This is a genomic window from Methylomarinum vadi (assembly GCF_000733935.1).
Taxonomy (GTDB): domain Bacteria; phylum Pseudomonadota; class Gammaproteobacteria; order Methylococcales; family Methylomonadaceae; genus Methylomarinum; species Methylomarinum vadi.
Map to the genome: position 1 here is coordinate 647199 of NZ_JPON01000001.1, position 23688 is coordinate 670886.

Annotated in this window: 26 protein-coding genes and 3 pseudogenes; 8 read left to right on the forward strand and 21 right to left on the reverse strand. The window is 51.9% G+C overall.

What is annotated here, in order from left to right:
• Window positions 1-19: 19 nt before the first annotated feature.
• The 4 genes and pseudogenes from EP25_RS0103380 to EP25_RS0103410 all read right to left on the reverse strand — a co-directional run bounded on the left by EP25_RS0103380 (window position 20) and on the right by EP25_RS0103410 (window position 3706).
• Window positions 20-589 carry a hypothetical protein gene (locus EP25_RS0103380; RefSeq protein WP_031432596.1) on the reverse strand — a complete coding sequence of 190 codons (570 nt, stop codon included), beginning with the start codon at window positions 587-589 and terminating at the stop codon, window positions 20-22.
• An 11-nt stretch (window positions 590-600) separates the two neighbouring features.
• Entirely contained in the window at window positions 601-1017 is a 417-nt protein-coding gene (locus tag EP25_RS0103385) for a hypothetical protein (RefSeq protein WP_031432597.1), read from the reverse strand.
• A gap of 687 nt (window positions 1018-1704) precedes the next feature.
• A complete protein-coding gene (locus tag EP25_RS0103400; protein WP_036300033.1) occupies window positions 1705-2802 on the reverse strand; it encodes an IS91 family transposase in 1098 nt (365 codons plus the stop codon).
• Window positions 2799-3706 (reverse strand): annotated as a pseudogene (locus EP25_RS0103410) (tyrosine-type recombinase/integrase). Before EP25_RS0103410 ends, EP25_RS0103400 begins: the two are co-directional and overlap by 4 nt.
• A gap of 428 nt (window positions 3707-4134) precedes the next feature.
• Here EP25_RS0103410 and EP25_RS0103420 point away from each other — a divergent pair.
• From EP25_RS0103420 to modC, 6 genes and pseudogenes are all read left to right on the forward strand, one after another.
• A complete protein-coding gene (locus EP25_RS0103420; RefSeq protein ID WP_152555594.1) occupies window positions 4135-4914 on the forward strand; it encodes a TOBE domain-containing protein in 780 nt (259 codons plus the stop codon).
• 32 nt (window positions 4915-4946) lie between these two features.
• A complete protein-coding gene (modA, locus tag EP25_RS0103425) occupies window positions 4947-5708 on the forward strand; it encodes a molybdate ABC transporter substrate-binding protein (protein WP_031432599.1) in 762 nt (253 codons plus the stop codon).
• Window positions 5709-5717: 9 nt separating this feature from the next.
• Window positions 5718-6398: a molybdate ABC transporter permease subunit gene (modB, locus tag EP25_RS0103430; RefSeq protein WP_031432600.1), complete on the forward strand. Its 681-nt coding sequence runs from the start codon at window positions 5718-5720 to the stop codon at window positions 6396-6398.
• 65 nt (window positions 6399-6463) lie between these two features.
• A pseudogene (locus tag EP25_RS21715) lies at window positions 6464-7495 on the forward strand (alginate export family protein); the annotation flags it as partial.
• Window positions 7476-7856, forward strand: coding sequence for an alginate export family protein (locus tag EP25_RS24020; RefSeq protein WP_268745410.1), 381 nt, complete (start codon window positions 7476-7478; stop codon window positions 7854-7856). The pseudogene EP25_RS21715 and the gene EP25_RS24020, both read left to right, overlap by 20 nt.
• A 55-nt stretch (window positions 7857-7911) precedes the next feature.
• Window positions 7912-9039 (forward strand): molybdenum ABC transporter ATP-binding protein, encoded by a 1128-nt coding sequence (gene modC / locus EP25_RS0103440; protein WP_051906366.1) that lies wholly within the window; start codon window positions 7912-7914, stop codon window positions 9037-9039.
• Window positions 9040-9046: 7 nt separating this feature from the next.
• On the opposite strand, the gene EP25_RS0103445 is transcribed toward modC, so the two are convergent.
• The 3 genes from EP25_RS0103445 to tnpA (EP25_RS0103455) all read right to left on the reverse strand — a co-directional run bounded on the left by EP25_RS0103445 (window position 9047) and on the right by tnpA (EP25_RS0103455) (window position 12376).
• Window positions 9047-9538 carry a retropepsin-like aspartic protease gene (locus EP25_RS0103445; RefSeq protein ID WP_084190943.1) on the reverse strand — a complete coding sequence of 164 codons (492 nt, stop codon included), beginning with the start codon at window positions 9536-9538 and terminating at the stop codon, window positions 9047-9049.
• Between the two features lie 542 nt (window positions 9539-10080).
• Window positions 10081-11661, reverse strand: a complete 1581-nt coding sequence (locus EP25_RS21720) for an IS1182 family transposase (protein ID WP_051906357.1) — start codon at window positions 11659-11661, stop codon at window positions 10081-10083.
• Window positions 11662-11944: 283 nt separating this feature from the next.
• The gene (gene tnpA, locus EP25_RS0103455) at window positions 11945-12376 is read right to left on the reverse strand and encodes an IS200/IS605 family transposase (RefSeq protein ID WP_031432165.1); all 432 of its coding nucleotides are present in this window, start codon (window positions 12374-12376) and stop codon (window positions 11945-11947) included.
• A 666-nt stretch (window positions 12377-13042) separates the two neighbouring features.
• Here tnpA (EP25_RS0103455) and EP25_RS0103460 point away from each other — a divergent pair.
• Together EP25_RS0103460 and EP25_RS0103465 are read left to right on the forward strand one after the other, a co-directional pair.
• On the forward strand, window positions 13043-14233 hold the full coding sequence (locus EP25_RS0103460; protein WP_031432603.1) for a coiled-coil domain-containing protein: 1191 nt from the start codon (window positions 13043-13045) through the stop codon (window positions 14231-14233).
• Between the two features lie 47 nt (window positions 14234-14280).
• The gene (locus EP25_RS0103465) at window positions 14281-14595 is read left to right on the forward strand and encodes a hypothetical protein (protein WP_031432604.1); all 315 of its coding nucleotides are present in this window, start codon (window positions 14281-14283) and stop codon (window positions 14593-14595) included.
• A 105-nt stretch (window positions 14596-14700) separates the two neighbouring features.
• Here EP25_RS0103465 and EP25_RS0103470 read toward each other — a convergent pair whose 3' ends face one another.
• The 14 genes and pseudogenes from EP25_RS0103470 to nifE all read right to left on the reverse strand — a co-directional run bounded on the left by EP25_RS0103470 (window position 14701) and on the right by nifE (window position 23604).
• Window positions 14701-15966, reverse strand: a complete 1266-nt coding sequence (locus EP25_RS0103470) for a (Fe-S)-binding protein (RefSeq protein ID WP_031432605.1) — start codon at window positions 15964-15966, stop codon at window positions 14701-14703.
• Window positions 15967-16049: 83 nt separating this feature from the next.
• Complete coding sequence (locus tag EP25_RS21725; RefSeq protein WP_235185823.1) at window positions 16050-16391, reverse strand: hypothetical protein; 342 nt, start codon at window positions 16389-16391, stop codon at window positions 16050-16052.
• Window positions 16392-16402: 11 nt separating this feature from the next.
• On the reverse strand, window positions 16403-17368 hold the full coding sequence (locus EP25_RS0103480; RefSeq protein WP_031432606.1) for a DUF364 domain-containing protein: 966 nt from the start codon (window positions 17366-17368) through the stop codon (window positions 16403-16405).
• Window positions 17368-17751: a hypothetical protein gene (locus EP25_RS0103485; RefSeq protein WP_051906367.1), complete on the reverse strand. Its 384-nt coding sequence runs from the start codon at window positions 17749-17751 to the stop codon at window positions 17368-17370. Before EP25_RS0103485 ends, EP25_RS0103480 begins: the two co-directional genes overlap by 1 nt.
• Window positions 17751-18254 carry a hypothetical protein gene (locus EP25_RS0103490; RefSeq protein WP_031432608.1) on the reverse strand — a complete coding sequence of 168 codons (504 nt, stop codon included), beginning with the start codon at window positions 18252-18254 and terminating at the stop codon, window positions 17751-17753. Before EP25_RS0103490 ends, EP25_RS0103485 begins: the two co-directional genes overlap by 1 nt.
• 2 nt (window positions 18255-18256) lie before the next feature.
• Window positions 18257-18580 (reverse strand): (2Fe-2S) ferredoxin domain-containing protein, encoded by a 324-nt coding sequence (locus EP25_RS0103495; RefSeq protein WP_031432609.1) that lies wholly within the window; start codon window positions 18578-18580, stop codon window positions 18257-18259.
• An 11-nt stretch (window positions 18581-18591) separates the two neighbouring features.
• Window positions 18592-18909, reverse strand: coding sequence for a ferredoxin III, nif-specific (gene fdxB, locus EP25_RS0103500; RefSeq protein ID WP_031432610.1), 318 nt, complete (start codon window positions 18907-18909; stop codon window positions 18592-18594).
• Window positions 18910-18919: 10 nt separating this feature from the next.
• Window positions 18920-19135, reverse strand: coding sequence for a CCE_0567 family metalloprotein (locus tag EP25_RS0103505; protein ID WP_031432611.1), 216 nt, complete (start codon window positions 19133-19135; stop codon window positions 18920-18922).
• Between the two features lie 55 nt (window positions 19136-19190).
• Window positions 19191-19667 (reverse strand): NifX-associated nitrogen fixation protein, encoded by a 477-nt coding sequence (locus EP25_RS0103510; RefSeq protein WP_031432612.1) that lies wholly within the window; start codon window positions 19665-19667, stop codon window positions 19191-19193.
• 93 nt (window positions 19668-19760) lie between these two features.
• A complete protein-coding gene (nifX, locus tag EP25_RS0103515) occupies window positions 19761-20246 on the reverse strand; it encodes a nitrogen fixation protein NifX (RefSeq protein WP_031432613.1) in 486 nt (161 codons plus the stop codon).
• Entirely contained in the window at window positions 20237-20803 is a 567-nt protein-coding gene (locus tag EP25_RS0103520) for a nitrogenase component 1 (protein WP_235185824.1), read from the reverse strand. Before EP25_RS0103520 ends, nifX begins: the two co-directional genes overlap by 10 nt.
• Before the next feature lie 59 nt (window positions 20804-20862).
• A pseudogene (tnpA, locus tag EP25_RS0103530) lies at window positions 20863-21294 on the reverse strand (IS200/IS605 family transposase).
• Window positions 21295-21350: 56 nt separating this feature from the next.
• Window positions 21351-22211 (reverse strand): nitrogenase iron-molybdenum cofactor biosynthesis protein NifN, encoded by an 861-nt coding sequence (gene nifN / locus EP25_RS0103535; protein ID WP_235185825.1) that lies wholly within the window; start codon window positions 22209-22211, stop codon window positions 21351-21353.
• A gap of 1 nt (window position 22212) precedes the next feature.
• A complete protein-coding gene (gene nifE / locus EP25_RS0103540) occupies window positions 22213-23604 on the reverse strand; it encodes a nitrogenase iron-molybdenum cofactor biosynthesis protein NifE (RefSeq protein WP_031432616.1) in 1392 nt (463 codons plus the stop codon).
• Between the last annotated feature and the right edge of the window lie 84 nt (window positions 23605-23688).

Genomic DNA, 23688 nt, shown 5'->3' on the forward strand with positions numbered 1-23688 from the left:
ATTCCATTCGATATTGGACTCAAACCGGGCCCGCGGACAATTCCTTGACCACTTCGATCGTTTGGGCCAATGCGTCATCAAAACCGATAGCCGTCGTTTTGGTGTCGAAATCCTTCGCCGCCTCATAGGCCGTGACGACCTTTTCTTCCGCCGATTGTCCTTTCAAATCGCTTTTTTCCAGATAAAGCGTTTCCAGCAATTCGTTCCAAACCATGCCGCCGGGATAAGGCAATAACAGCAAGGTAAGCCCGGCATGGGCGACTTTCATGTTCTCGGCGATATCCTCGACATAAAACAACAAGACGGTATCGCTGGTCATATCCGACTGATATTTGTCGAAAAACAGCGACAAGTCGGCCAACGCGTAAATCAATCCGCCGACGAATAACAATTTGTCGTTGCCGGCCAAAACAATCGCTTGATGAATGACCACCTCGGGCGGTTTGCGGTCGCGCTCCGATCCTTCCCGCAACCCACCTTCCTTCAAAACCAGATCGCCGCGAAAAGCGTATTGTCCAGTAGTCCCCGCCTGCCCCAACACCGACGTGATCGACAACATACCTTTCTCGTTATAGTTCGCTACCAACATCCTAATCACCTTTACTGTAATGAAACACCGTTATTGACGCTGAGCTTATCGATCAGATTCAAATATTCGTCTCGCAGAAACGTCATTTGCTTTATTGCAAAACAATTGTGCGCCCCGTCTACCGCATCTTGCATTGCGGCAACGACAAAATCCTCGGCATGAGTGGATTGAATCAACTTTTTAGGTACCGATGACTCAATTCTCAATGTGTTGGAAGAAGTATCGAAAGAATGTAGCCTCATGCCCTGAAATTCCGGCATTTCATCCTTGCCCGGCATTAGAAAATACAAATCCAGATTTGGCTTACTTGTTTGTAACGGATGTTGCCGGTATTGGGCCAAATCGATCGCCACCTTTGTCAACGCCTTGCAAAACGCGCTATCGTCGAGTTGTCGATCGGGCAAAAACGCCCCGATAAATAAAGCCATGTAGTCTCCCCTAAGACGAAGCCGCCACGATCTTTGTTTTCTTCATCCCGATCGAACAATGGCGCAATATTGAACAGATATGGGTTAGATAGCAAAACCTTTGCCATAATGTTGTTGTTTGTCCGCAATCGGCCACAAGACAGGATGAAACCTCAAATTTCAATGACTTACAAAATAATTGAAAAATGATGCCATCTTGTCTTCTGCGGACTGCTGATCGTCACCGCGTCGTATTTGTCGCAAACCCGACAAAAGCGAAAAACTTTTTTGCCAATTTGGTTGGAATTGCAACGAATCGCTAACGGCCATGAGCGGTTCGATCCGCTGATTATTATCCCGTATCCCTCTTTGTTTCGAGGTTACCGGCCAAAAACATAACGAATAAGGTTAGATTGTAATCGCGGAGCGAGCCACAATCTGAACCGTTTGTTGGACAAGCCCGGTATTCGGAGGGAGCGTTATATAAGAAAATAGCTTTTCGAAGGATTGGGGGATGTGTTGGCCCATTTCAAGCGTTGACGTCGATAAACGGGCTGAAATGGGCGTGATGCTGATCATCACACCCGGAATTTCGGATTTTAGCGGCATTTTGCCCTGAATTCAGACCGAACGAAAGCCTCGGTGCTAAAATGCCCGATGATCGGTTTGGGTCAGTGAGAAATGCCGCTTACATAACCGGTTTTGCCTCTACGCTTTGGTCGAATTCAATGCCATGACAGCCGAAGAACCGAGAATGCGCGTTTTGATAATCTGCAGGGTTCCACCACAACATGGGCATTGGAGTTTCGGGCGGGGCCTGAGCCAAGCGATAGCACGATTGGGATTGACGCCGAGCAAGACTTGCAGCAGACGAATCAGCCGTTTGCTGTTGGGGTGCAAAAAGCCGAAGTTGCGAGTCCGCCTAAAGCCTTTGGGCAGAACATGGCGGAGCATCAGCCACAGAAACTTCACGCCGGGTAGTGTTCGAGTCTGCCACTTTTTGGTTTTGCTGTCCTGGTAACGGAAGGTTACTTGGCCATCTCGGCAGGCAATAATGTCCTTTTCCTGGATAACGCCCTTATAGAGATAACGTCCCAGATAAACCAAGGCTTTATCGCCGCGTCCGACCGACTTGACGTCAACGACCCATTGTTGCGGATAGTAGTCAGGCAATGTCAAACCGGCCTGCGAGATCGCTTCAAGCAATTTGGCCCGAAACACTTTGGCCACTGCCTTGTGATTGAACAAATAGCCTTTCCGGCCCTTTTTACCCTGTTTGGTGCGCCACAGTCGTTTATCAGGATCGATGGCGGCCGCCGGCATCACCAAGTGTACATGCGGATGGTAATCCAATCGGCGGGAATGGGTATGCAACACAGCAATAGCACCGGCATTGCCCTGAAGCTGTTGATCGTTGCGGGTGAAGGTGTTGACGGTATCCCAACTACAGCGGATCAGCAGATCATACAACGTACGTTGCTGTTGCCAGGCCAACGGCCTGAGTTCTTTGGGCAAAGTAAACGTCAGCAAAAAATATTCGGCCGGCACCTGCTTCTGCAACTGCCTTTCCAGCCATTGTTGCGATTCGTGCGACTGGCAATGCGGGCAGCTGCGATGGCCGCAGGAATGCGGCACCAAGCGTTGCCGATCGCAATCATCGCATTGCGCCAACATCACAGGGCCTTGCGACGTGCGGCAGTGTTTCATCGCGGCCAGCGCCTGACGCTGACTGGGTGACAAGCGACCCTGGTAAGCGACCAGAAACTCGGCTTCGAAGGTTTGGATGATGGCGGAAAGCAAGATCATTTGACCGCCCCCCAGTCGATGTCGAAGCCATTCATTAAGGCATTAATCAACTGGCCGGTATTTTGATTCGTGCCGTCGGTCAGGTGAGTATAGCGGGCAGTGGTGAGGATACTGTGGTGACCGAGGATTTTCTGCACTTCCAGTAGATCGACGCCCGCTTCAATCAAATGTGTGGCATAGCTATGCCGCAGACAGTGCGGGGTAATCTTTTTTTTAAACCGCAGTCTTGCGCGACTTGGCGCAGAGCCTTTTGCACGCCACCGCGATCCAAAGGGCTCTGCGCGCGCTGCGCGCCCTTCAAACCGCCATGGCGATTGGGAAACAACATGACCGGATGCCGGTGAACTTGCCAGAAGCGGCGTAGCAAATCCAGGGTGGCAGCCGGCAACGGCACCAGTCTATCCTTATTGCCCTTGGCATCTCGGATATGCACGCGTTGGCGACCGGCATCGATATCCCCAACCTCAAGACGCAATCCCTCGCCGAGGCGCAAACCTAGACTGTAGAGCGTGAAAAAGAACACCCGGTAACTGAGAATACGCGTGGACTGGAAGATACACCGCGCCTCGTCGACAGTGACGATATCCGGCAAACGTTGCGCCTTCGGCGGCTTGACCAACTGCGGCGCGACCCAAGGCTTGCGCAGTACATGGGTGTAATAAAACTTGAGACCGTACAGGTCCAACTTGACCGCACTCCAAGAATGCGACTCCAGCAAATCGGTGAAATAATCGGTCAGTTGCTGTTCGGTCAACGCATTGATGTCTTCGTTGAAATACTGGCCGATACGTCGAATCGCACGGGCATAGGCCTCGATCGTCTTGGGCTGCAACCCTTTAAGTTTGAGGTGTTTCAGATGGCTTTGATAGTTTTGCTTGAAATGGGATTCGAATGATGTTGTCATTGTCGCGTAACCTCATGATTCGTCATGGAATAATCCCTCTTAAAAGAGGGCGTGAGATTACATTTTATAAATTACCGGCTACTGCCGCTTTTCTCCGCGTTAGCGGCTTCGTCCAACCCTCTGTTTTATTAGATAAAACTTTTTTATTAAGATCTTTCAATGTCTTGGGCAAAAATGATCCGCCTAGCGAATTTTTCCAAAACAACAGGTAAATTTTTTATGGCCTGCTTTTTGCTTTCATGGTGATAAACGCATAGCCAATAAGCGACAACGGTTTTTCGTTGTCGTGGCTATCGTTATATACTAATTCTTTATAACGCTTGCTTAACAACAGGAATAGCAAGGCTTTCGCCATGGCAAGCGCTATAAAGTAGCACTACATAATTAATATCGGATTGGTGATGAGATTGAGGTAGCGGGAGAACACGATGAAACAAATGAGTAAACAAAACCTGCTCGGCAGCGGAAGAAAACACAATCATCTTGAATTGCTGGAACGCATCGATGCCAGCGGTTCCATCAGCGCTGCCGCCAATGCCTTAGGCATGAGTTACAAGGCGGCCTGGGATGCCGTCGAAAACATCAACAACCTGTCCGCGCAGCCGCTGGTAGAGCGCCGAGTGGGTGGTCGCAACGGCGGCGGCGCGGTATTGACGACACACGGCAGGCGCCTGGTGGCCGCTTACCGCAGACTGGACAAAGAGAGAGAACGTGTTCTGGCCCATCTCAACCAGGTCGTGGACGACTTCGACACCTATTACGAAATCATTAGGAGATTTGACATGAAGACTAGCGCGCGCAATCAATTCTTAGGAAAGGTCGTCAGGATCAAAGAAGGAGCGGTTAACGCCGAAGTCGTCCTGGATATCGGCGGCGGCGATGAATTGGTCGCCGGCATCACGCTGGACAGCCTAAACCACTTGAAGCTTGTCGAAGGCACGGAGACTTACGCCTTGGTCAAGGCACAATGGATCATCCTCTGCACCGACAATGACCTAAAAACCAGCGCCCGTAATCGCTTGTGTGGCACCGTTGCCCGCTGCCAGGAAGGCGCGGTCAATTCGGAAATTATCCTGGAACTTCCGGGCGGCAAGCACTTGACCGCCATTGTCACTAATGACAGCTACCATGATCTCGGTCTCAAGCCGGGCATGCGCGCTTGCGCCTTGATCAAGGCCTCTCATGTCATTCTGGCCGTATCATCCTAACCGTTTTATTCATTAGTAAAAGGAAATAATCCATGAATCGATTAGTCATGTTAAAGCTAGCCCTTTTTGCCTTATTGTTCGGCACGTACGCCCATGCCGAAACCGTCAATGTAGCCGTGGCCGCGAACTTCACCGCGCCGATGAAAATGATCGCGGCGCAATTCGAACAGGAGACGGGACACAAGACCCAGCTCGCCTTTGGCTCTTCCGGCAAGTTTTTTGCCCAAATCAAAAACGGCGCGCCGTTCCAGGTCTTTCTCTCCGCCGATAGCAAGAAACCGGCAACGCTGGAGCAGGAAGGCCTGGCCGTGGCCGGCAGCCGTTTCACCTATGCGCTGGGTTCCCTGGTGTTATGGTCCGCCCGCCCGGATGGGGTCGATACGAAGGGCGAAGTACTAAGGCAAAACGATGTTAAACATTTGGCGATGGCCAGTCCCAAATTGGCCCCCTATGGCCTGGCCGCGCAACAGACTTTGGAACAAATGGGACTGTGGTCGACCTTGCAAGACAAATTGGTGTTGGGAGAAAACATCGCTCAAACCTATCAATTTGTAGCTTCAGGTAACGCCGAACTGGGCTTCGTCGCGCTGTCACAGGTCATGAAAGACGGCCAACTGATAAGCGGTTCCGCCTGGCATATTCCGGCCGAACTTTATAGCCTCATCCGCCAGGACGCCGTACTGCTGAGCAACGGCAAGGACAATCCGGCTGCGAGCGCTTTGCTGGATTACCTCAAATCCGACCGGGCGGCAGTCGTCATCAAATCCTACGGCTACCGGCTCTTATCCGACTAGGACATAGCGATGCTCACCGAAGCGAATCTCACCGCCATCCTGCTGACGCTGAAGCTGGCCACGATCGTTACGATTTTATTGCTGTTGATCGGCACGCCGATCGCCTGGTGGCTGGCTCGAACCCGGTCGCGGCTGAAGGCCCCTATCGCGGCATTGGTGGCATTGCCCATCGTGCTGCCGCCGTCGGTACTCGGTTTTTATTTGTTGCTGGCCATGGGGCCTAACGGGCCGGCCGGACAATTCACCCAGGCATTGGGATTGGGTACGCTGCCGTTTACTTTTCCCGGTCTGGTCGTGGCATCGGTATTTTATTCGCTGCCCTTCGTCGTGCAACCGATCCAAAATGCCTTCGAAGCGATCGGCGAAGGCCCCTTGGAAACGGCCGCGACACTCCGCTCCAGCCCCTGGGACTGTTTTTTTAGCGTCGCAATTCCCCTGGCCTGGCCGGGATTCTTGACCGCCATGGTATTGGGGTTTGCCCATACGGTCGGCGAATTCGGCGTCGTCTTGATGATCGGCGGCAATATTCCCGGCGTCACCCGCGTGATCTCGGTGCAAATATACGATTATGTCGAGGCGCTGGAATATGGCTCTGCCCATGAACTGGCGGCAGTGATGCTGGCGTTCTCCTTCCTGGTGTTGTTGGCGTTGTACACCTTGAATCCGGGCAAGGTAAAGACCGGAACATAAAAAATCAAACAGCCTGAGATAGTTCGGCGATCAGGCATCTCGCTGCAAAGTAAAGAAGGATTGATATGAAACAGATAATACGTCTATTAGCTGTACTGGCATTATTGCTCAACGCAAACTTATCAAGAGCCGGAGAGACTTCCGCTGCTCCATGGAATGTCCATAATGCCGCCGGACTTCCCGATTGGTTGACGTTTTCGGTGCAACAGCGCACTCGCTACGAAACCCTGAGTAATACCTTCAATAAAAACGGTAATGGCGGCGACCAGGTCATCGCCTTCAGAACCAATGTTTTCGCCGAAGCCGCCTATGAACAGTTCCGCCTAGGCGCCGAATTCATCGATTCACGCTTGGAGCTGGAAGACGAGGGAACGCCGATCAACACGACCCACGTCAATGAAACGGAGTTGCTGCAAGCTTATTTAGCCTGGCAAAGCGATAATTTTCTCGACTCTGGCCTGAATGCAGAAATCAAGTTCGGCCGCCAAACGATGGATGTCGGCAGCCGCAGGCTGGTGGCGAGAAACCGTTTCCGCAACACCATCAATAGTTTCAACGGTATCCACTTCGAGTTGAAAAACGCCCATTGGCAATGGCGCAATTTCGCGGTACTGCCTATCTCTCGCCTGCCAAACGATGCGGATTCGCTACGCCGTGGCGTCGTCGAATTCGACGAAGAGAATTTCAAGGTACTGTTCGCCGGCTCTTTTCTCAGCGTCAGCCAGCTGCCTTTCGACAGCACGGGCGAACTGTATTTCTTTCAATTGAGCGAGGAAGACACCGCCACTACCGCTAGCAAAAACCGCAACTTGTCCACGCCGGGTATGCGATGGGTTCGCGCTCCGCAAAAGAATCGCCTGGATTTCGAACTGGAAGCGGCATTGCAAACCGGCACCTCGCATGCCAGCAAGGATGCCACTGACACCACCAAACTCGACCATTTCGCCTATTTCGGCCATGTCGCTTTTGGTTATACCTTCGATCTGCCCTGGTCGCCCCGCCTGCTGCTGCAATACGATTACGCCAGCGGCGACAAGGACCCTAACGACGGCAAAAACGGCCGTTTCGAAACCCTTTATGGCGCAAGACGCTTCGAATTCGGGCCGACCGGTATTGGGCGCCTTTGCCCGGGTCAACATTCAATCTCCTGGCATCCGCCTGCAGTTCAAACCGCGCTCGAATGTCAGCGGTTTCATCGCTCATCGCGCCCACTGGCTAGCGCAAAAACGCGATGCCTGGGCGAATACGAAATTGCGCGACACCACAGGCCAATCGGGCAGTTACATAGGCCAATTGCTCGAAGCCAGACTCAGATGGGAGGCCGTTCCCAAGTTGGTTAAACTGGAAACCGGCTGGGCCCATTTGTTCAAGGGCGACTTTGCCAAGAACGCGCCTGGCGCGCCCGAGGATAAAGAGGACGCGGATTATTTCTATGCCCAATCCACATTGACGTTTTAATTTAGGTTGATTGAAATAACAAATTGACCAACGAAAAGATAAACACGCAGCTTCGATGAAAACGACACTTTTCACTAACGGTATCCATGAAACGCCAACCTTGACTGACGGAGATGCGATCGAGGCCCGTTTCAAACTCGATTATGCGGAGTTTTCGCTGGATGTCGATCTTTGTCTTCCCGGCCGGGGCGTCACCGCGCTGTTCGGCCATTCGGGGTCCGGCAAGACGACTCTGCTGCGCTGCATCGCCGGACTCGAACGGCCCATGGGCCGGCTCTCGGTCAACGGCGCAGTCTGGCAAGACGACAAACTGTTTCTGCCGACCTACCGGCGCCCGCTAGGCTATGTGTTCCAGGAAGCCAATCTGTTTCCGCACCTGAGCGTCCGCGGTAATTTGACCTATGGACTGAAACGAACGCGCTTCAAGGACAGTAAGGTTCTCCTAGATCAGGCGATAGACTTGCTGGCTATCGGCCATTTGCTGGAACGCAAAACCACGCGGCTTTCCGGTGGCGAGCGCCAACGCGTCGCCATTGCCCGTGCCCTGGCGGTCAACCCGAAAGTATTATTGATGGATGAGCCCCTGGCGGCGCTTGACCAGGCGCGCAAACGGGAAATCCTGCCGTTCCTGGAGACATTGCACGACGAATTGGAAATCCCGCTTCTTTACGTGACCCATTCCAGCGACGAAGTGGCACGGCTGGCCGATCACTTGGTCATCCTGTCGCAGGGCAAGGCGGTCGCTAGCGGTCCCTTGACGGAAACTCTTGCCCGCCTGGACTTGCCGGTCCGACCCGATGAGGAAGCGGCGGTCGTCTTGAAGGCGCGGATTATAGAACAGGATCTGGATTGGCATCTGGCTCGCGCCGAGTTCGCCGGCGGCAGCGTCTGGGTGAGAGATTTGGATTTCAACTTAGGTGAAGCGGTCCGTTTGCAGATTTTGGCGCGGGACGTCAGTTTGACCAAAGAACTCCCTGCCGTATCCAACAGTATATTGAATCGATTGTCGGCTGTGATCCAGGATATCGGCGCCGGGGAACACCCAGCCATCAAAATAGTGCTATTGCAGGTGGGAGACTCTCCCCTGCTATGCCGTTTGACCAGCCGTTCCGCCCAAATGCTGGCAATAAAACCCGGACAAAAGGTATGGGCCCAAATCAAGTCTGCGGCGATTATCGAATAACGTTGTATTAATTCTTGGCGAGTTCCGGCGAATGCGGCTTACAGTCACTGAGAATCAAGTGAGCGGGATCCACCGAGAGCGCAAACGGGGCGACTTTTCTCAAGGCGCTTAAGCCGAGGATCTGGCGCTCGGTTCCTTCGAACACTGCCGCCTCCACATCATGGAGAATACAACAACAACCGATATTTAGTTTCGCGATGCGATAAATCGGAACGATAATGTCCATACCGTTAGCCATCGTACCTCCGACTTGCTTGACATAGTCAACCTTGCCGCGTTCCTTCAATAAATCGAGAGTGGCTTTGTTAATGGTGACATAGTCGGAACCGGTATCGACCATCAAGTGGTTGCCGGCTACCCCGTCAAATTCGACGGGCACATAGTAGGTAGCGGTTCCTTTCTTACTCATCGGAACCGTGGTGCCGAATTGGGCGGCTTGGATGGATGGCGCCAAAAAGCACAGGCTAACAAATGCCAGGGTCGAAATATGTGCAAACATAACGATCTCCGAAAATTGGCTTAATACATGCCTAGTACGCGAAGCACATCGTATGCCATTAATGGATATCGTTGATTTTCAAAATAGTTAGGGATACAAGTTTGTGCGGCTCAGGTTCTGTACGCACCAAAACAGACCATGGCGGATTGAAATGCACCAAATTAGAGCAGCATAAAATAAATCACGCTAGAACTTGCACGGCTAATTTCGATTCAATACAATCAGGCTCTCTGTGAGACAAATGGAATGGTGTGTGGAGTAAATTTTTTTATAACTAAAGAATATCGGGACTATGAAAATGAAAAAAACAACTCAAGTTGCAAGTCTGTGTATTACCTTGGGAGCGGCCACGCTCTCATCAACCGCTTTTGCGGACGTCAATAACTGTAGAAGCTACTACCCAAAAGCTCCTTATAATTGCGTGGTGACGAAAGCCAAGAACCTTCCCTCATAGGAGGCTGTCGTAAAACCCCAATTTCTTTGATTTACCACTGGAAACCGGCCGTATTTCCCACGGCCGGCGAAGCTGGCAAGTCAGTAGTTTAACCATGACAAATGTCGAACTTTCGGTCAAACGAGCTCATAAACCGGCTAAGCCAATGATATAAAGCGCGAAAAAGAGCTGCCACTAATGCGCGGCTCAGATTGTAGGCCATGGCGTGCAAGGCGAATTCCACTTTGACGCCCGCCAAACCTTTACGGCGAAAGCGATTCAAGCCTTGGCGACCGCGTAGCTGACTGAAGACTGGCTCCACCATGGCCTGCCGCTGCCGATAGCGTTGCCGAGGTTCGGGCTGGGCCATTTTCAGGCGCAGGGCTTCTTTTTGTGTATCGCTGTCATAGCGTTTGAGGGTGCGACCGCTTTCGCTACGCGTGCATTGGGATTTCAGCGGACAGTCTGAACAGGCATCGCAGGCGTAGACGGTATAAGCATGGCCACTTTTACCGCCTTTGCAGGTGTGACGGCGAGTCAAGCGTTGTTGCCCCGGACAGCGATAAGTGTCGTCGTCGGCCTGATAAATAAAGCGGCTTTTGGGGATTTGTTTGTTGGATTGTTTGTTCCAATCGTCTCCTTCACTTTGGCCTTCCGGACAAAGCAATTCGATGTTGTGTTGCTCAGCAGTATCCAAGACGCCATTGCTGAAATAGCCAGCATCGAACAGAGCTGTTTCGACGCCTCCCAGGGCTTGGGCGCGATCCAGTAAGCCCGGCACCACCTCGGTTTCACTGGAAGGATGAACGTCGCAAGCCACGATCACTCGATTGTCGTTCGCCAATACCGACGGTTTATAACTGCTGCGAAAGTCTTTGGAGTTCTTTTGCGGCTGTAATACCGCCTCCGGCTCGTTGCTTTGTACTTGGGTCTTGGCCGGATCTTTGCCTTTGGCGGCTTGTTTTTGCTGGCGAGACTTTAGCTCGGCTTGGGCTTGTTCCAGACCGTTCAAACGCTTAGTCGCAGCCGCATCGTTTGGGTTGGCTTGCGCGGCTTCCTTCGCTTGCGCCAAGGCTTGGTTGAGCGCTTCTTCCTTCATCAATCGAAACCGGGAGGACATGGCTTCGATCACGGTACCGTCACCCGCCAACGCCGTCGTGCCGGAGCCGGTGACTTTCAAAGTACGACGCGTTAGTTGATCGAAAAATTCGGTCGTCAATGAGTCGGCATGCTGATGGACGAAACGGCCAATGACGGAGTGATCCGGCATGATACCGCCACTTAGCCACCAACACCCCACATCGGCTCGAGCTAAACGCTCCAAGTCGCGCAGGCTGCTGATGCCTTGTAACAGGCCGTAGAGAATGATCCCCACCATCGCACATGGCGCATACGGCGGACGCCCGCCGGGCCGATAACGGGCTTCGAACTCGGCGAAGGATAGCGATTGCAAGAAGGGGCGCAATTTCAACGGGATGGTTAAGCCGGCGTGCTCCAGATGTTCGCCGAGCGGTTTACCGTTGATCGATAAGCCGCGCGGGTCGGGCGCTTCAAAACGGGCCATCGGTTCGCTTGAGATCGATTGAGCGATCAACTCAGGTAACGGTTCAACCTCGCATTCATCGAATAGCGAATATTGCTTGGCGCTATACAATGTCTTGACGGGTCTAATGTTCGCTTCGGCTGCCATTGATCTATTTCTAATAGGTTTGGATAGGGTTATTTTACCGTATGTGTAGCTGGTTGGGGCTTTTACGACACCCTCCATAGCGTGCGGAATTTTCTGCCTTCGAAACAGGTGCGGTGAAAGTTTCGGATAGCGCGGCCGACAATACACAACACAGGTTACGCTCCGTGCCGAGAGCTGTCGCGAGAAAATTACGCTCTCAAAGCACTAAACAACCACCCGCTCAAGCGGGTGGGTTCCAATAACGGACTGAAAGTCCGGATACGCGTCGACTAAACGACGCGTCTTAGTCGGGCTCCATCTTGAAATTATCGTTTGGATTAGGTTCAAAGTGATGCTCCAAATATTGCTTTATCATCTCATCAGTCATTTGCCCCACTGTGGCGCAAAAATAACCGCGGGCCCAAAAATGTCGACCCCAATATCGCTTTTTCAAGTGCGGGAACTCTTCGAACAGATAGCTCGAAGTTCGTCCCTTGATTCGCCTCATGATTTCGCTTGGGGCCATAGTCGGCGGCGCACTCACCAAAATGTGCACATGATCTTTGCTCACGACACCTTTGATAATCCGTATCTCAAAGGCTTCGCATGTCTGCCGCACCAAGTCTCTCACTCGTTCGGCTATTTCATCCTTCAGCACTTTATAACGATACTTCGTAACCCAAACAAAATGATACTCAATTTGGTAAACCGTATGGCTGCCGTATCTATAGTCCATCGCCACCTCCTTGGGCAAATTATCGCAGCTAAAGCTGACCGGCTAAAGCCGGTGGTTTAAACCTTATGATGGATAATTAAATTAACGACTTAGGCTTTTGAGCGGCCCGATGAATCGAATTTTAGGCATCTTTCCTGATTGTTTGTATCAAATTTAAGCAAATTGGGTGGAGTCATGCAAAATCAGTACTAAACAGGCCGCCGAAAGCACTATCGCCAGTTACTATTTCGTTGCCGAATTCGGCAGATATCATCTCACAACGGTAGGTGCAATAATTGAAAAAATTGCACTGAATGAGACTTAATCCTTTCAACTAGATTATGTTTCCGTTCCTCCTGCTCAACTCTCCGCTTCAGTAAATAACGCATCACGATCCGGCATCGCCTAATTTAGTCATTACAAATTGCGCCTAACCGCATTGTGAGCTAGCATTTGGAATAATTCCATTAGTGCATTTGTGGTAACAGGTTCTATATGTCGGTAACCAGGAATTGACACCATCATTCCGGCAAAACATTAACCGATTTGGACCATGCAATATACGTCACGGTGAATCTGGGAATTCTAGTCAGCCTCCAAAAGCCAACGCCGAGGCCAAAAATAACGTGAGGTCTGTACTAATAGGAAATTAAAAGCAATTGTAGAGAATGATGGGCAGACAAAACTATGGATACTATAAATAATATAAAAGACCTATTCTCAGCCAATATTGATGCGTTAGCTCCAATAATAACACTTACTCTTATTATTTTATTTATCAAAATACCTTATATTAGGTCACTAATAAACAAGAGTAATGAAGATGATTCATACATAAGCCCTAAAGACAAAGAAGAAAAAGAAAAGCGCAGACAAAAACGAAAAATCCTTAATCAGGCTCTAAGAGAACTAAGAGCTGAAATCAGCGATCTTAACTCCTCTTTCGATGATATTAAGCAAGGCAAAACCACCGTCACTACAATTGCCGACTATATTCAAAAAACAAATAAAGACGTAAAAAAATTATTTTCCACAATTAATGATCTTAACGAAGACTTTCACAGCGATACCATTCGGAATATCAATAATTACTGGGAGCAAATGAAATACAACCCGATCTTAGTCGACCCTTCCCAATCGATGTCTCCTCAAGATCAGCTTCATCATTTAAGCATGCTTGAAGCTAAGGCCAAAAAAATGATTTTGGCTATCTGTTTTCTCACCATTCCTCACCGCGTCAATATCTGGTTGCAACAGAGTAGACCCGGATACTATTTACCCTTCCACTTATTATTTGAAGAAGACCTACCATCCGCAGAAGACAGACAAAGAGTTATTAACACGATGGCTTGGGCGCCTAAAGCAATGGAGTCGGGCATTATCAATATAGAATCAGGCCTGATTTACCGTTACGACCCAAGAAGATCTGCCCAATATTGCGGTTTTTTGTTTCTTTTGTTGATATTTTATACCTTATCTGTTGGCATTTGGCTCTTTGGAAAGCATGCAACATATTTCGGCCTCACCGATATAACGCCAAAGCTTATCTTGTTAGCCTGGTTAGCCGTGCTAGCCGGGATGTTTATTCACATCATAATTGGAAAATTTAAGCGCAGTCAGGAAACTGGTTTGCCTCAGGTTGTCGCTACCAGCGATTGGTTGATTTATGTTAGCGCTCATAAAGGCGATATTACATTAAAATTACTTACCGCTTTATTTGGTTTATTCGCTTTTACTTTTTCATCAGGAAGTATAACAATGATCAGTTCATTTTTGCTAGGCTATAGCTTGGATAGTTTTATAGGAGTATTTGGTTCATCACTAGAAAAAAAAGCGGAGGCACAATATTCATCCTTGTACAAAAAGATTCAAGGGTGATAAAACATATATAAAATAACCCCATAGTAACAAAAAAGGTTATTACAATGAGTGATATATCATGGGAAGAAGAAGCTCGTAAAATCGTAGAGCATACAATCAAAAACCTTGACAAAGATAATCAAAACAATCTATGTGAGATAGTTAACGAGACAATTATTGTAATCAATAAAAAAGCTGGAATAACACTGAACAACCAAGAAAAAATAGATTTATTTCAACATGAAGCCAGCCATAAAATATGTAAAGACAAAGAACTTTATAAAGCGTTAAAAGAAAATCAAACTGTTGCTAGAGGACCTGGCGGAGAACCTTGGTGGGATACTTGCAACTTGGATGGCAGTGAGGATTGGTGGGATTAAAATTCCCGCCATGCATCAATCCTCCAGTCCTTGGCTAATCGTCCGTCCATTCCTTTGTTTCACCGGCGAGAACGATTGAGCCTTTCTGCTAGAACAGTAAAACTATCACATTCGGTCGGCGATCAGCCGGATCGGATGCACGACAGCGAGCTGTTTTTCCCGGTTTGAAACTCCGTTTAAATGTAAGGCGCAACCGATGTTGGTGGTAACCAGCATATCCGCCCTGCTCTCTATATGCCCCAATTTCTGCTCGCGTATTTTTTCGGCATTGTCGGGATGTGTCAGCATATAGCTTCCGCCAGCGCCGCAGCATAAATGATTGTCTTGCAACTCTTTAACATTCAAGCAAGGTATGCGTTGCAGTAACTTATAAACCGCTTGCGGGTTTTGCAGTACATTGCGCTGGGTGCACGGTTCATGGACCAATACACTGGCGTCGCTGGGTTGCAAAGTTAATCGTTCCGGCCAATGCCGCTCGACAAAATCGCAAATTTCGAACAGTTTGTCGTTAAACGCGGCCGCAACCCCCTGATCGTCGGCAACAAGGCGCGAATAGTCCCGCATCTGGCTGCCGCAACCGGTGGCGCAATAGATGACCGCATCGACTGGCAGAGCGGAAAACACTTCGATATTATGCCGTAATAATCGCTCGGCGGTGTCCCGGTCCCCGTTATGCAGATGAATGGCACCGCAACAGTTCTGCCGGCCGGGCACCACTACGCTGTATCCGATTTGGTTCAGAACCTGAATGGCGGCTAACAGCGTGGCGCGGTCGAAACGGTCGCTGATGCAGCCGCTAAACAAGGCTACGGTTCCTTTTGCATCGGCAGCAGGATAAAAGGGTTTCAAGCCCTGCAAAACCGGATGCGGCGCCAGTCTATCGGCATGTTCCAGCCCTATGAATTTCAGTAGTTTCAACTTGCGCAGCAACCATCCCAAGCCGCTGGCCTGATAAAACCAAAGCAAAGGTATTAGCGCTTTCATCCCGTTCGGACGAGCGACAAGGTATAAGGCGAGCGCCGCCCACACACTTCGTATACGCATTGCTTGGCATTGGCTTTGGGCTTGTTCGAACAATTCGGCATAGTTCATCCGGCTGGGACACACAGCCTCGCAGGTCCGACATTGCACGCAATTTTGCAGATGCCGCAATGCCTCTGAGGTCACCGGCTGCTTTTCTAGCAGCAAGCGGCCGAGGGTGCGAATACGCTGCCTTGGACCTTCCTGCTCGTCCCCGCTTATTTGATAGGTAGGGCACGAACGCAGACACAGCCCGCAACGCATGCAATCCATTGGCTCGGGAACGATCGGTCCGCACGGTTCGTTAATTTCGCCCATCGAGCCGCCGTCGAAATCCATCATATCGAACATAGTCAAGACTCCATCAGCAAAGTATAAGCACGCCGCAGTAGCTCCATTTCGGCCGGCGGCCGCCCGATCAAACCGGTTAATGGCTACATTCTGCATTGTCTGGCTTCCATCAATCGGTGCGGCGGATCAAGTAACTGAAAACGCGCCAGATAAACCATGGCGATGCCTTGCGGCGTTTCCACCTGTTCGTAAAAGCCGGTTTCGGCCATCAGCAGATCGTTATCGAGCCGAAGCTGGCTATTGACCGCCTTGATCGACTGCGTGGGAAATAGATCGACCGGCTGCGGAGTACGCTGGTCTTCGTCGACCGCCACGGACAGTTTCGGCAAGGGAGGAAAACACACCGAACCGTCGGCCTGTTGGCAAAACAGCGTCAACGCGCTGATATCCCCTTTATAGTAAAGAATGAGATGATTATGCTGCATAAATCAACGGATTATTGCCGCCGGGCATCCCATAGCGTTTTATAGGCGCTGTCCAGCCGGGACAGGCGGGTGTTAGCGTCATGAAGGTCGGCGTATTGAGGAAAACGGCTGGAATTTCCCTTGAGGTACCATTGCTCCATCGTTTGCGTTAGCCTTTCCTTGTTGTCATAGGTTTCTGCGATGCTTTTCTTGAGCCAGGCCAGACTGTTTTCCTCACCGAGGGCCACGACTTTGTAACGCACGCCTGTCTCGAAAATACGCACGCCGCCGCCCTCGGCCGCAGTCCGAAACAGCGCGTCGGCATCGACAACCTCAGCACCCGCCAGATAATCGATACCGAAATGATACATTTCCGGCATCCAGGGAACGGACGGCCCCATCAATACCGTTTTTGCCCCGGACGATAATTCGGCCAAGCGAGGAAAGGTCTTGTTGGGGATAGAGCTGGCCGATATAAACACCCAATCGGCTTCCGGCAGCAAATACTCGCAAGCCGGGTCGGGATAATCGCCAGGCTGCGGCGCCCGTTCCAACACTCGCCAACCGTATTGTTCGACATACTGTTCGATACCGGGGTAATGGCCGACCACGACCACTTTTTTATCCCGCAGCCGGGGCAGGAAATGCTCGAATACCGTTAAATTAGCGGCGCCAGGCTTAACCTCCAGCAATTCGCCGTCTGGTATCGGGCCGGCATTGATGCTGCAGTTGACGGCAGCCATGCCGACCGTGGCCTGGTAGGGTTCCCATTCCATGATCCATTTGCCGACCTCCTTCAGCGCTTTACCGGTCAAGGTGCCCGGCCATCGCAAGGTGCGCGTCGGCATAAACGGCGTCATGGCGAGCCCCGAATTCAACGTTTGATAGGGTTGGCTTTGGCAAACTGTCCAGACTAATCCGATGCTCAGACGGGCGATGGTCTGCGTGCTGCTGCAATAATCCAACAGACATTCATAAAGGCGCTTAGGATCGTCCATTATTCCAACGCCGGCAATAGTTTCGCTTCGGTTTTGATATGCCCTTTCCTACCCCAGGCATTGACGGCCTCGACGAACCAGCGCTTCTTGAGCGGATGCGGTTTGATGACATCGTATTCGGCATAAAACGAACCGTCGCTGAGAAATTGAATATTGCCGATGCGTTGTCTTTTTCCGTCATACCAATATCCGGTCAGGTTTTCATCGCAGGTATAAGGATCTTTCTTGAGAGAAAATTCGGCCTTGTCGAATTCGGGCAAGTGTTCTATTTCGTTTTTGGGGAAACCCAGCTTAACGATGGCCTGACTCATTTCCCGGCAGATCTGCCGCCCCAACAGACGATGCATTTCCAATTGATGATCGATCAGAACTTGCATGGACATTAACTTTCCTCCCGCAATGCTTGGGCCAGCGCCATGATCACCGAGGCACCGGCGCGGTCTTCAGGGTCCAGCGCCTGCAGTGACAACAGAATATCCTGGCCCTGTTCCAGATGACCCTGGCGCAACTTGATGAAGGCCAACGCTTTCAACGTATACAAATAAAACAATGACGCCTCATCGGCATAAAGATTCCAGCGTTCCTTTTCCCGATAGAGACGGCGGTAATCCGGCGGAAAACCGCCCTGCCTGGCCGCTTCCTCCAATCCTGCCCGGACAAAACACTCCGCTTCCGCCAGCCTGGCCTGGTAAAAATAGAATTTGTACAAGGCGAAATAAGTTTGCAGACAAGCTTTGTCTAACTCGTATGCTTGTCGGAAAAGTTCCTCGGCCCGCGCCTTGTCCTTGCGGCTGGCCACGACCGCCTGTTGCAAGAGCGCATTGACCGCTTGCGGCATGTCCGGACTGAACAGCACCGTCTCGTCGATAAGATCGACCGCTGTCATCGCTACCAGACCTCTTTGGGCACCTGTAGGCTGGCTACCGGTTCGCCGCCGAGCAAATGTTGTTCGATGATGGTTTTGACATCGTCCTTGCCGACCCTGCCGTACATGATCCCCTCCGGGTAGACCAATACGCTCGGCCCCATCATGCACGGCCCCATGCAGCCGGTGTTGGTCAGGCCGATTTTCTCAAACAGGTTGCGCGCCTGGATTTCGTTCATGAACTCGTTCATGACCTCGGCGCACCCGCTGCTGGCGCAGGAACCGCGGGGATGGCCCTGGGGACGGTTTTGAGTACAAACGAAGACATGTTTCTCTGGTCTTGGCATGGCGGGACTCCTTATGCAGCCTGTTTATGTTCGTGGGTAAAACAATTTTTCGGACAAACCTTGGAACAAGCCTCGCAACCGATGCAATCGTTTCGATTTTTCAGGCTCATGACCATGCTGTTATCGTCCTCGTCCTCGAAATCGCCGTAATCGTCGTCGAAGTTCTCGGGATCGAGCACCGAGTCCTTTTCCACCAGATCGAAGACATCGCGCGGACAAACCTTGAAACAACGTCCGCAGCCGATGCACGTGACTTGATTCAAATCCGCGACATAGGATGGCGTCCATTCGCTACCGCCGAAAGTCACACCCGTTACCAGTTCAGTCATATCTACACTCCTATGCGGTTTCCGCCTGGGCGGCCTGCAAAGCCTTGTTGGCATCATCCCAGGCCTTGCAAGCCTCGAAAGTTTCTTCGGCGACGGCCATCAAATCCAGATAACCGGCGGGGAGCTTATCCTCGACCAGATCGTGCAGCTCCATCGCTTTCTCGCCGGCCAGACGCTTGTTTTTTTTCACAGTTTTTTCCAGTTTTTTCAGTTCTTCGGGACTCATGATAGACACCTTCCTATTTCATTCGTCGTACGCGCTATCGCTCGGTACGCACCAATCAATCTCTGGCCGCTTCGTTATATTTCTCGATCAGGCCTTTCGCCTTGGCGATCATCTGACCGCTTTGTTCGCACATTTTTTCCAGGCTGGGAAAACCGAAGCGGTGAATATCGCGCAACGTCTTATCGACGACGATCAGTTTGCCGACCAATACGAACGCCCGGCCGAAACCTTCATGGGTGATATTGATGACCGGCACCGCCATCAATCCGGTTTCGTTTTCTATCGTCGAAGCAATGGCGTTGTAATAGGCCTTGACTCGTGCCAGCGTGATTTCGTCGGGATCGCCGATGACCGGAATCTCTTTCTTACCCTCCTTGGTCAGTACCAAAGGATCGATGATTTTCTCCTTAGACCACCCCTCGTAGGTATCGTAGGTATCCAAGGCCCTCAATTGCTTGACCATTTCGTTGACGAAGTCGTTTTCCAGATACGGGTCGCTTTCCGCGACCACTAATTCGGCTGCACTGCTCACATGATTCTCCTGTTAGTTTTTAACTGATAATGTCGGGATACGGCTATCGCCAAACCCCGGCCTACACTGATTCGATTTAAACCCATCACGCCATCATTCCTGCCAATCCTCGTCGGCCATTTCGTCGTAATGTTTGTCGTCGCCGCCGCCTTGCTGCTTGATCGCCCGCGCTAGCCAACTGGATGGACCGGACCGCAATTCCTGTTGCAGATCCTCGACCAATTTCTGGATCGGACTGCCCTCCTGGACCTTGACCGGCTGTATACCCAATGCCACCAATTGCTTAACCGCCGATGCGCCGACCGCCTGGCAATACACGGCAACGCAATCCTTCAGTAGATCGAATTTGACCGCCAGCTTGTCTTCGTTGCCATCCTGAACCTGTTGGCCGAACTCGGCCGCCTCGACGAACTGTGTCTGCTCCGGATTGACCGCGTAATTGGCGAAGGATTTGGCCGAACCGAAATGCTGGTTGACATGTTTCATGTCGGTGGTCGCGAAAGCGATTCTTAATGATGTGTCCATAAGCGCCTGCTGTTGTTCGCACTGCACGACGTGCATGCGTCGGGTTAATGACATGACGGTTTCACTTCGTCGGCCGGTTTTTGCGCATAAACCGAGTGGAATACCGGGATCTCTTCGTGCGCGAAATTGATCACCAGATTGGCCAGGTCGAACAAGGCCTGGCGCGAGCCGCGATAACCGACCCAGGTTTTCTGATAACCGCCGATAATGTCGTATTGCGGGAAACCGGCCCGCAATATCGGCACGTTCAAGCGCTCGGCCGTGTCGGTCGCGTGCGAGTTGCCGATCAATAATTGCGCCCCGTTATCCCGGGCGATGATTTCCAAGTCTTCCAGATCGCCGATCTTGACCTGCGCAAGTGGCATCGCCGCCAAACAGGCCGCAGAACTGGGCGCCACTGCGGCGACCACTTCTGCCCCCATTTCACTCAGTAGATGGGCAAAGGCGTTGAGCTGGTCGGGATCGGACGCGACCGCAACCCGCAGTTGGCCGAGCATGAAGTGGGTATCGAGCATCGCATCCTGCAATTGCATGCGCTGGCGTTCGATCTTGGCCGGTACTTCCTGCCCGCTGATCTCGTGCAAGGCTGAACTAAACAACCACCCGCTCAAGCGGGTGGGTTCCAATAACGGACTGAAAGTCCGGATACGCGTCGACTAAACGACGCGTCTTAGTCGGGCTCCATCTTGAAATTATCGTTTGGATTAGGTTCAAAGTGATGCTCCAAATATTGCTTTATCATCTCATCAGTCATTTGCCCCACTGTGGCGCAAAAATAACCGCGGGCTCAAAAATGTCGACCCCAATATCGCTTTTTCAAGTGCGGGAACTCTTCGAACAGATAGCTCGAAGTTCGTCCCTTGATTCGCCTCATGATTTCGCTTGGGGCCATAGTCGGCGGCGCACTCACCAAAATGTGCACATGATCTTTGCTCACGACACCTTTGATAATCCGTATCTCAAAGGCTTCGCATGTCTGCCGCACCAAGTCTCTCACTCGTTCGGCTATTTCATCCTTCAGCACTTTATAACGATACTTCGTAACCCAAACAAAATGATACTCAATTTGGTAAACCGTATGGCTGCCGTATCTATAGTCCATCGCCACCTCCTTGGGCAAATTATCGCAGCTAAAGCTGACCGGCTAAAGCCGGTGGTTTAAACCTTATGATGGATAATTAATGCGTCGTTGGCCGATAAACCGTAGAGGTGGTCGAAACTGTAGCTGGGCACGCCGGTTTTTTCCGCCAGCCATTCACCGGCCTTGGCCATCGAGGGTCCGATCACCAGAGTCGCGTTGGCATCGCCCAGCGTCGCCATTTCCGAGATCGGCGTGCCGCCGATCGTGACCGGCGAAAATTCCTCTTCGGTCAACGAACCGTCCAGCGAATTGGCGATATCGGGTACGAAAACGGGCCGCAAAGCGAAGGCCTCGATGATATCGGTCAGCGCCTCGATATCTCCAGGCGTCAGCATGGCGCTACACAATACGTTGACCTGGCGCTTGCGCTTGCCGGGCTGCGTGCCGGCTTGTTCGGCCTTCGGCACCAGCGCCTTGATGATTTCGGCCACGGTCAAGGCATAACCGCTTTCGACGCAGCCGTTAAAATCCGGAGTATTGACCGCGACCACCGCGACATCTTTATATTCCGGATATTTTTCGCGGAATTCGCGGACGTTGCGCTGCACGTCGGCGCCCTGGGTTTCCGCCAGTCCGGTCGTCAGCACGGTGATCAGCGCCGGTTTGCTTTTTTCGGCGATGTTCTTGATGCCTTCGACGACGTTCTCGTCGGCCCCCATTACCGAGCTGCCCTGGTCCATCGCCGTCGTTTGCAAGGGAATCGGCTCGCGGAAATGGCGCACGAAAAACACCTTGGCGAAGGCTGTGCAGCCCTGGGAACCATGCAGCATGGGCATGGCGCGGTTGAAGCCCAAGGTCGCCAACGAACCGCCGACCGGCTGGCTGGCTTTCAACGGATTGACCGACAAGGCCTTTTTGCGTTTGATGATGTCGGCCATGTCACGCCACCTTTTGGGTTTTCCACGGTGCCGGCGCACGTACCGCCGGCCAAACCGGGCTTTCGATCGTCAACGCGAGTTGCCGAACCAATTCCAGCATGCCCTGGTAACCGGCGTAACCGAATTCGCGTTCCTGGTTGATATCGAGGAACGGAATCTTGGCCTTCAAGGCCGTGTACATATTGCGGCCGCCGGCGATCAGAATGTCGGCCTTATAGTCGCGCACCACTTTCAACAAGGCTTTAGGGCTGCCGTCTTCGATCATCAGCGCATCCTCGCCCATCAGTTCGCGAATACGGGCCTTATCTTCCTCGGTCGACTTCTTGGTGCCGGTCGCGACTACGACCATACCCAGATCGTGCAGGGCCGAGATCACCGACCAACTTTTCACGCCGCCGGTAAACAACAGCACCCGCTTGCCGTTCAGCCGTTCCTTCCATGGCTCCAGCAAATTCTTGATACGGGCCTCTTCGCGGGCGATCAACGCCTCGGTCCGGGCCGTCAAATCGCCGTCTCCGATCAAGCGGGCGAAATCGCGCAAGGCCTGGCTGGTGTCGGTGATGCCGTAGAAACTGCCTTCGAACCACGGCGTGCCGTAGGATTGTTGCAGCTTGCGGGCGACGTTGACCATCGCCTTGGAGCACACCATCATGTTGACCTCGGCCTTGTGCATCGTCTGCACCTCGCGGAAACGGGCGTCGCCCGACAACGTGCACAGCACCCGTAAACCCAATTCGTCCAGCAACGGCAGCACATGCCAGAATTCGCCGGCGATGTTATATTCGCCGACCAGATTGACATCATGAACCTTGATATTCTCACGGCTTGAAGTCGCCGGCAGCGGATCGGGATCGCGGGTGCCGATCACGTATTTGACCATCGCGTCGCCGGCGATCCGGTTGCCCAGGTTCTTGGTGCCGTAAAAACCGGCGCAATCGATCGGTACCACCGGCACGCCCCATTTCTGTTCGGCGGTCTTGCACACCGCGCTGATGTCGTCGCCGACCAACGCCGGGACGCAGGTGTTATAGATAAACACCGCAGGCGGTTGGTAAGTCTCGATCGCCTGCTTGATCGAGTGCAGCAAACGTTTGTCGCTGCGTCCCATGATCACGTCCTGTTCGGTCAAATCGGTGGTCATGCCGATCCGGTACAATTGGGAGCCTGACGAACGCGTGCCGCGATTGTCCCAGGAACAGCCGGCGCAGGCGATCGGTCCGTGCACGATATGAGCAACGTCGGCAATCGGCAATAACGCGATCTGGGCGCCGTCAAAGGCGCAACCGCCTGCGGCGGAGCCGGGCTTCGGCTTCGCGCAACCGGATTTTTCCTTCTTGTTATGCTCGCAGGCCGGTTCGTCCAGCAATTCGGCAATGTCTTTGTTCGATTTCATGGCGCAACATCCGATAGTTTTACTGGCTTTACAGCAACTGTTGTGCCATACACTAATTGTTTGATTTATTTGAACTATAACTAA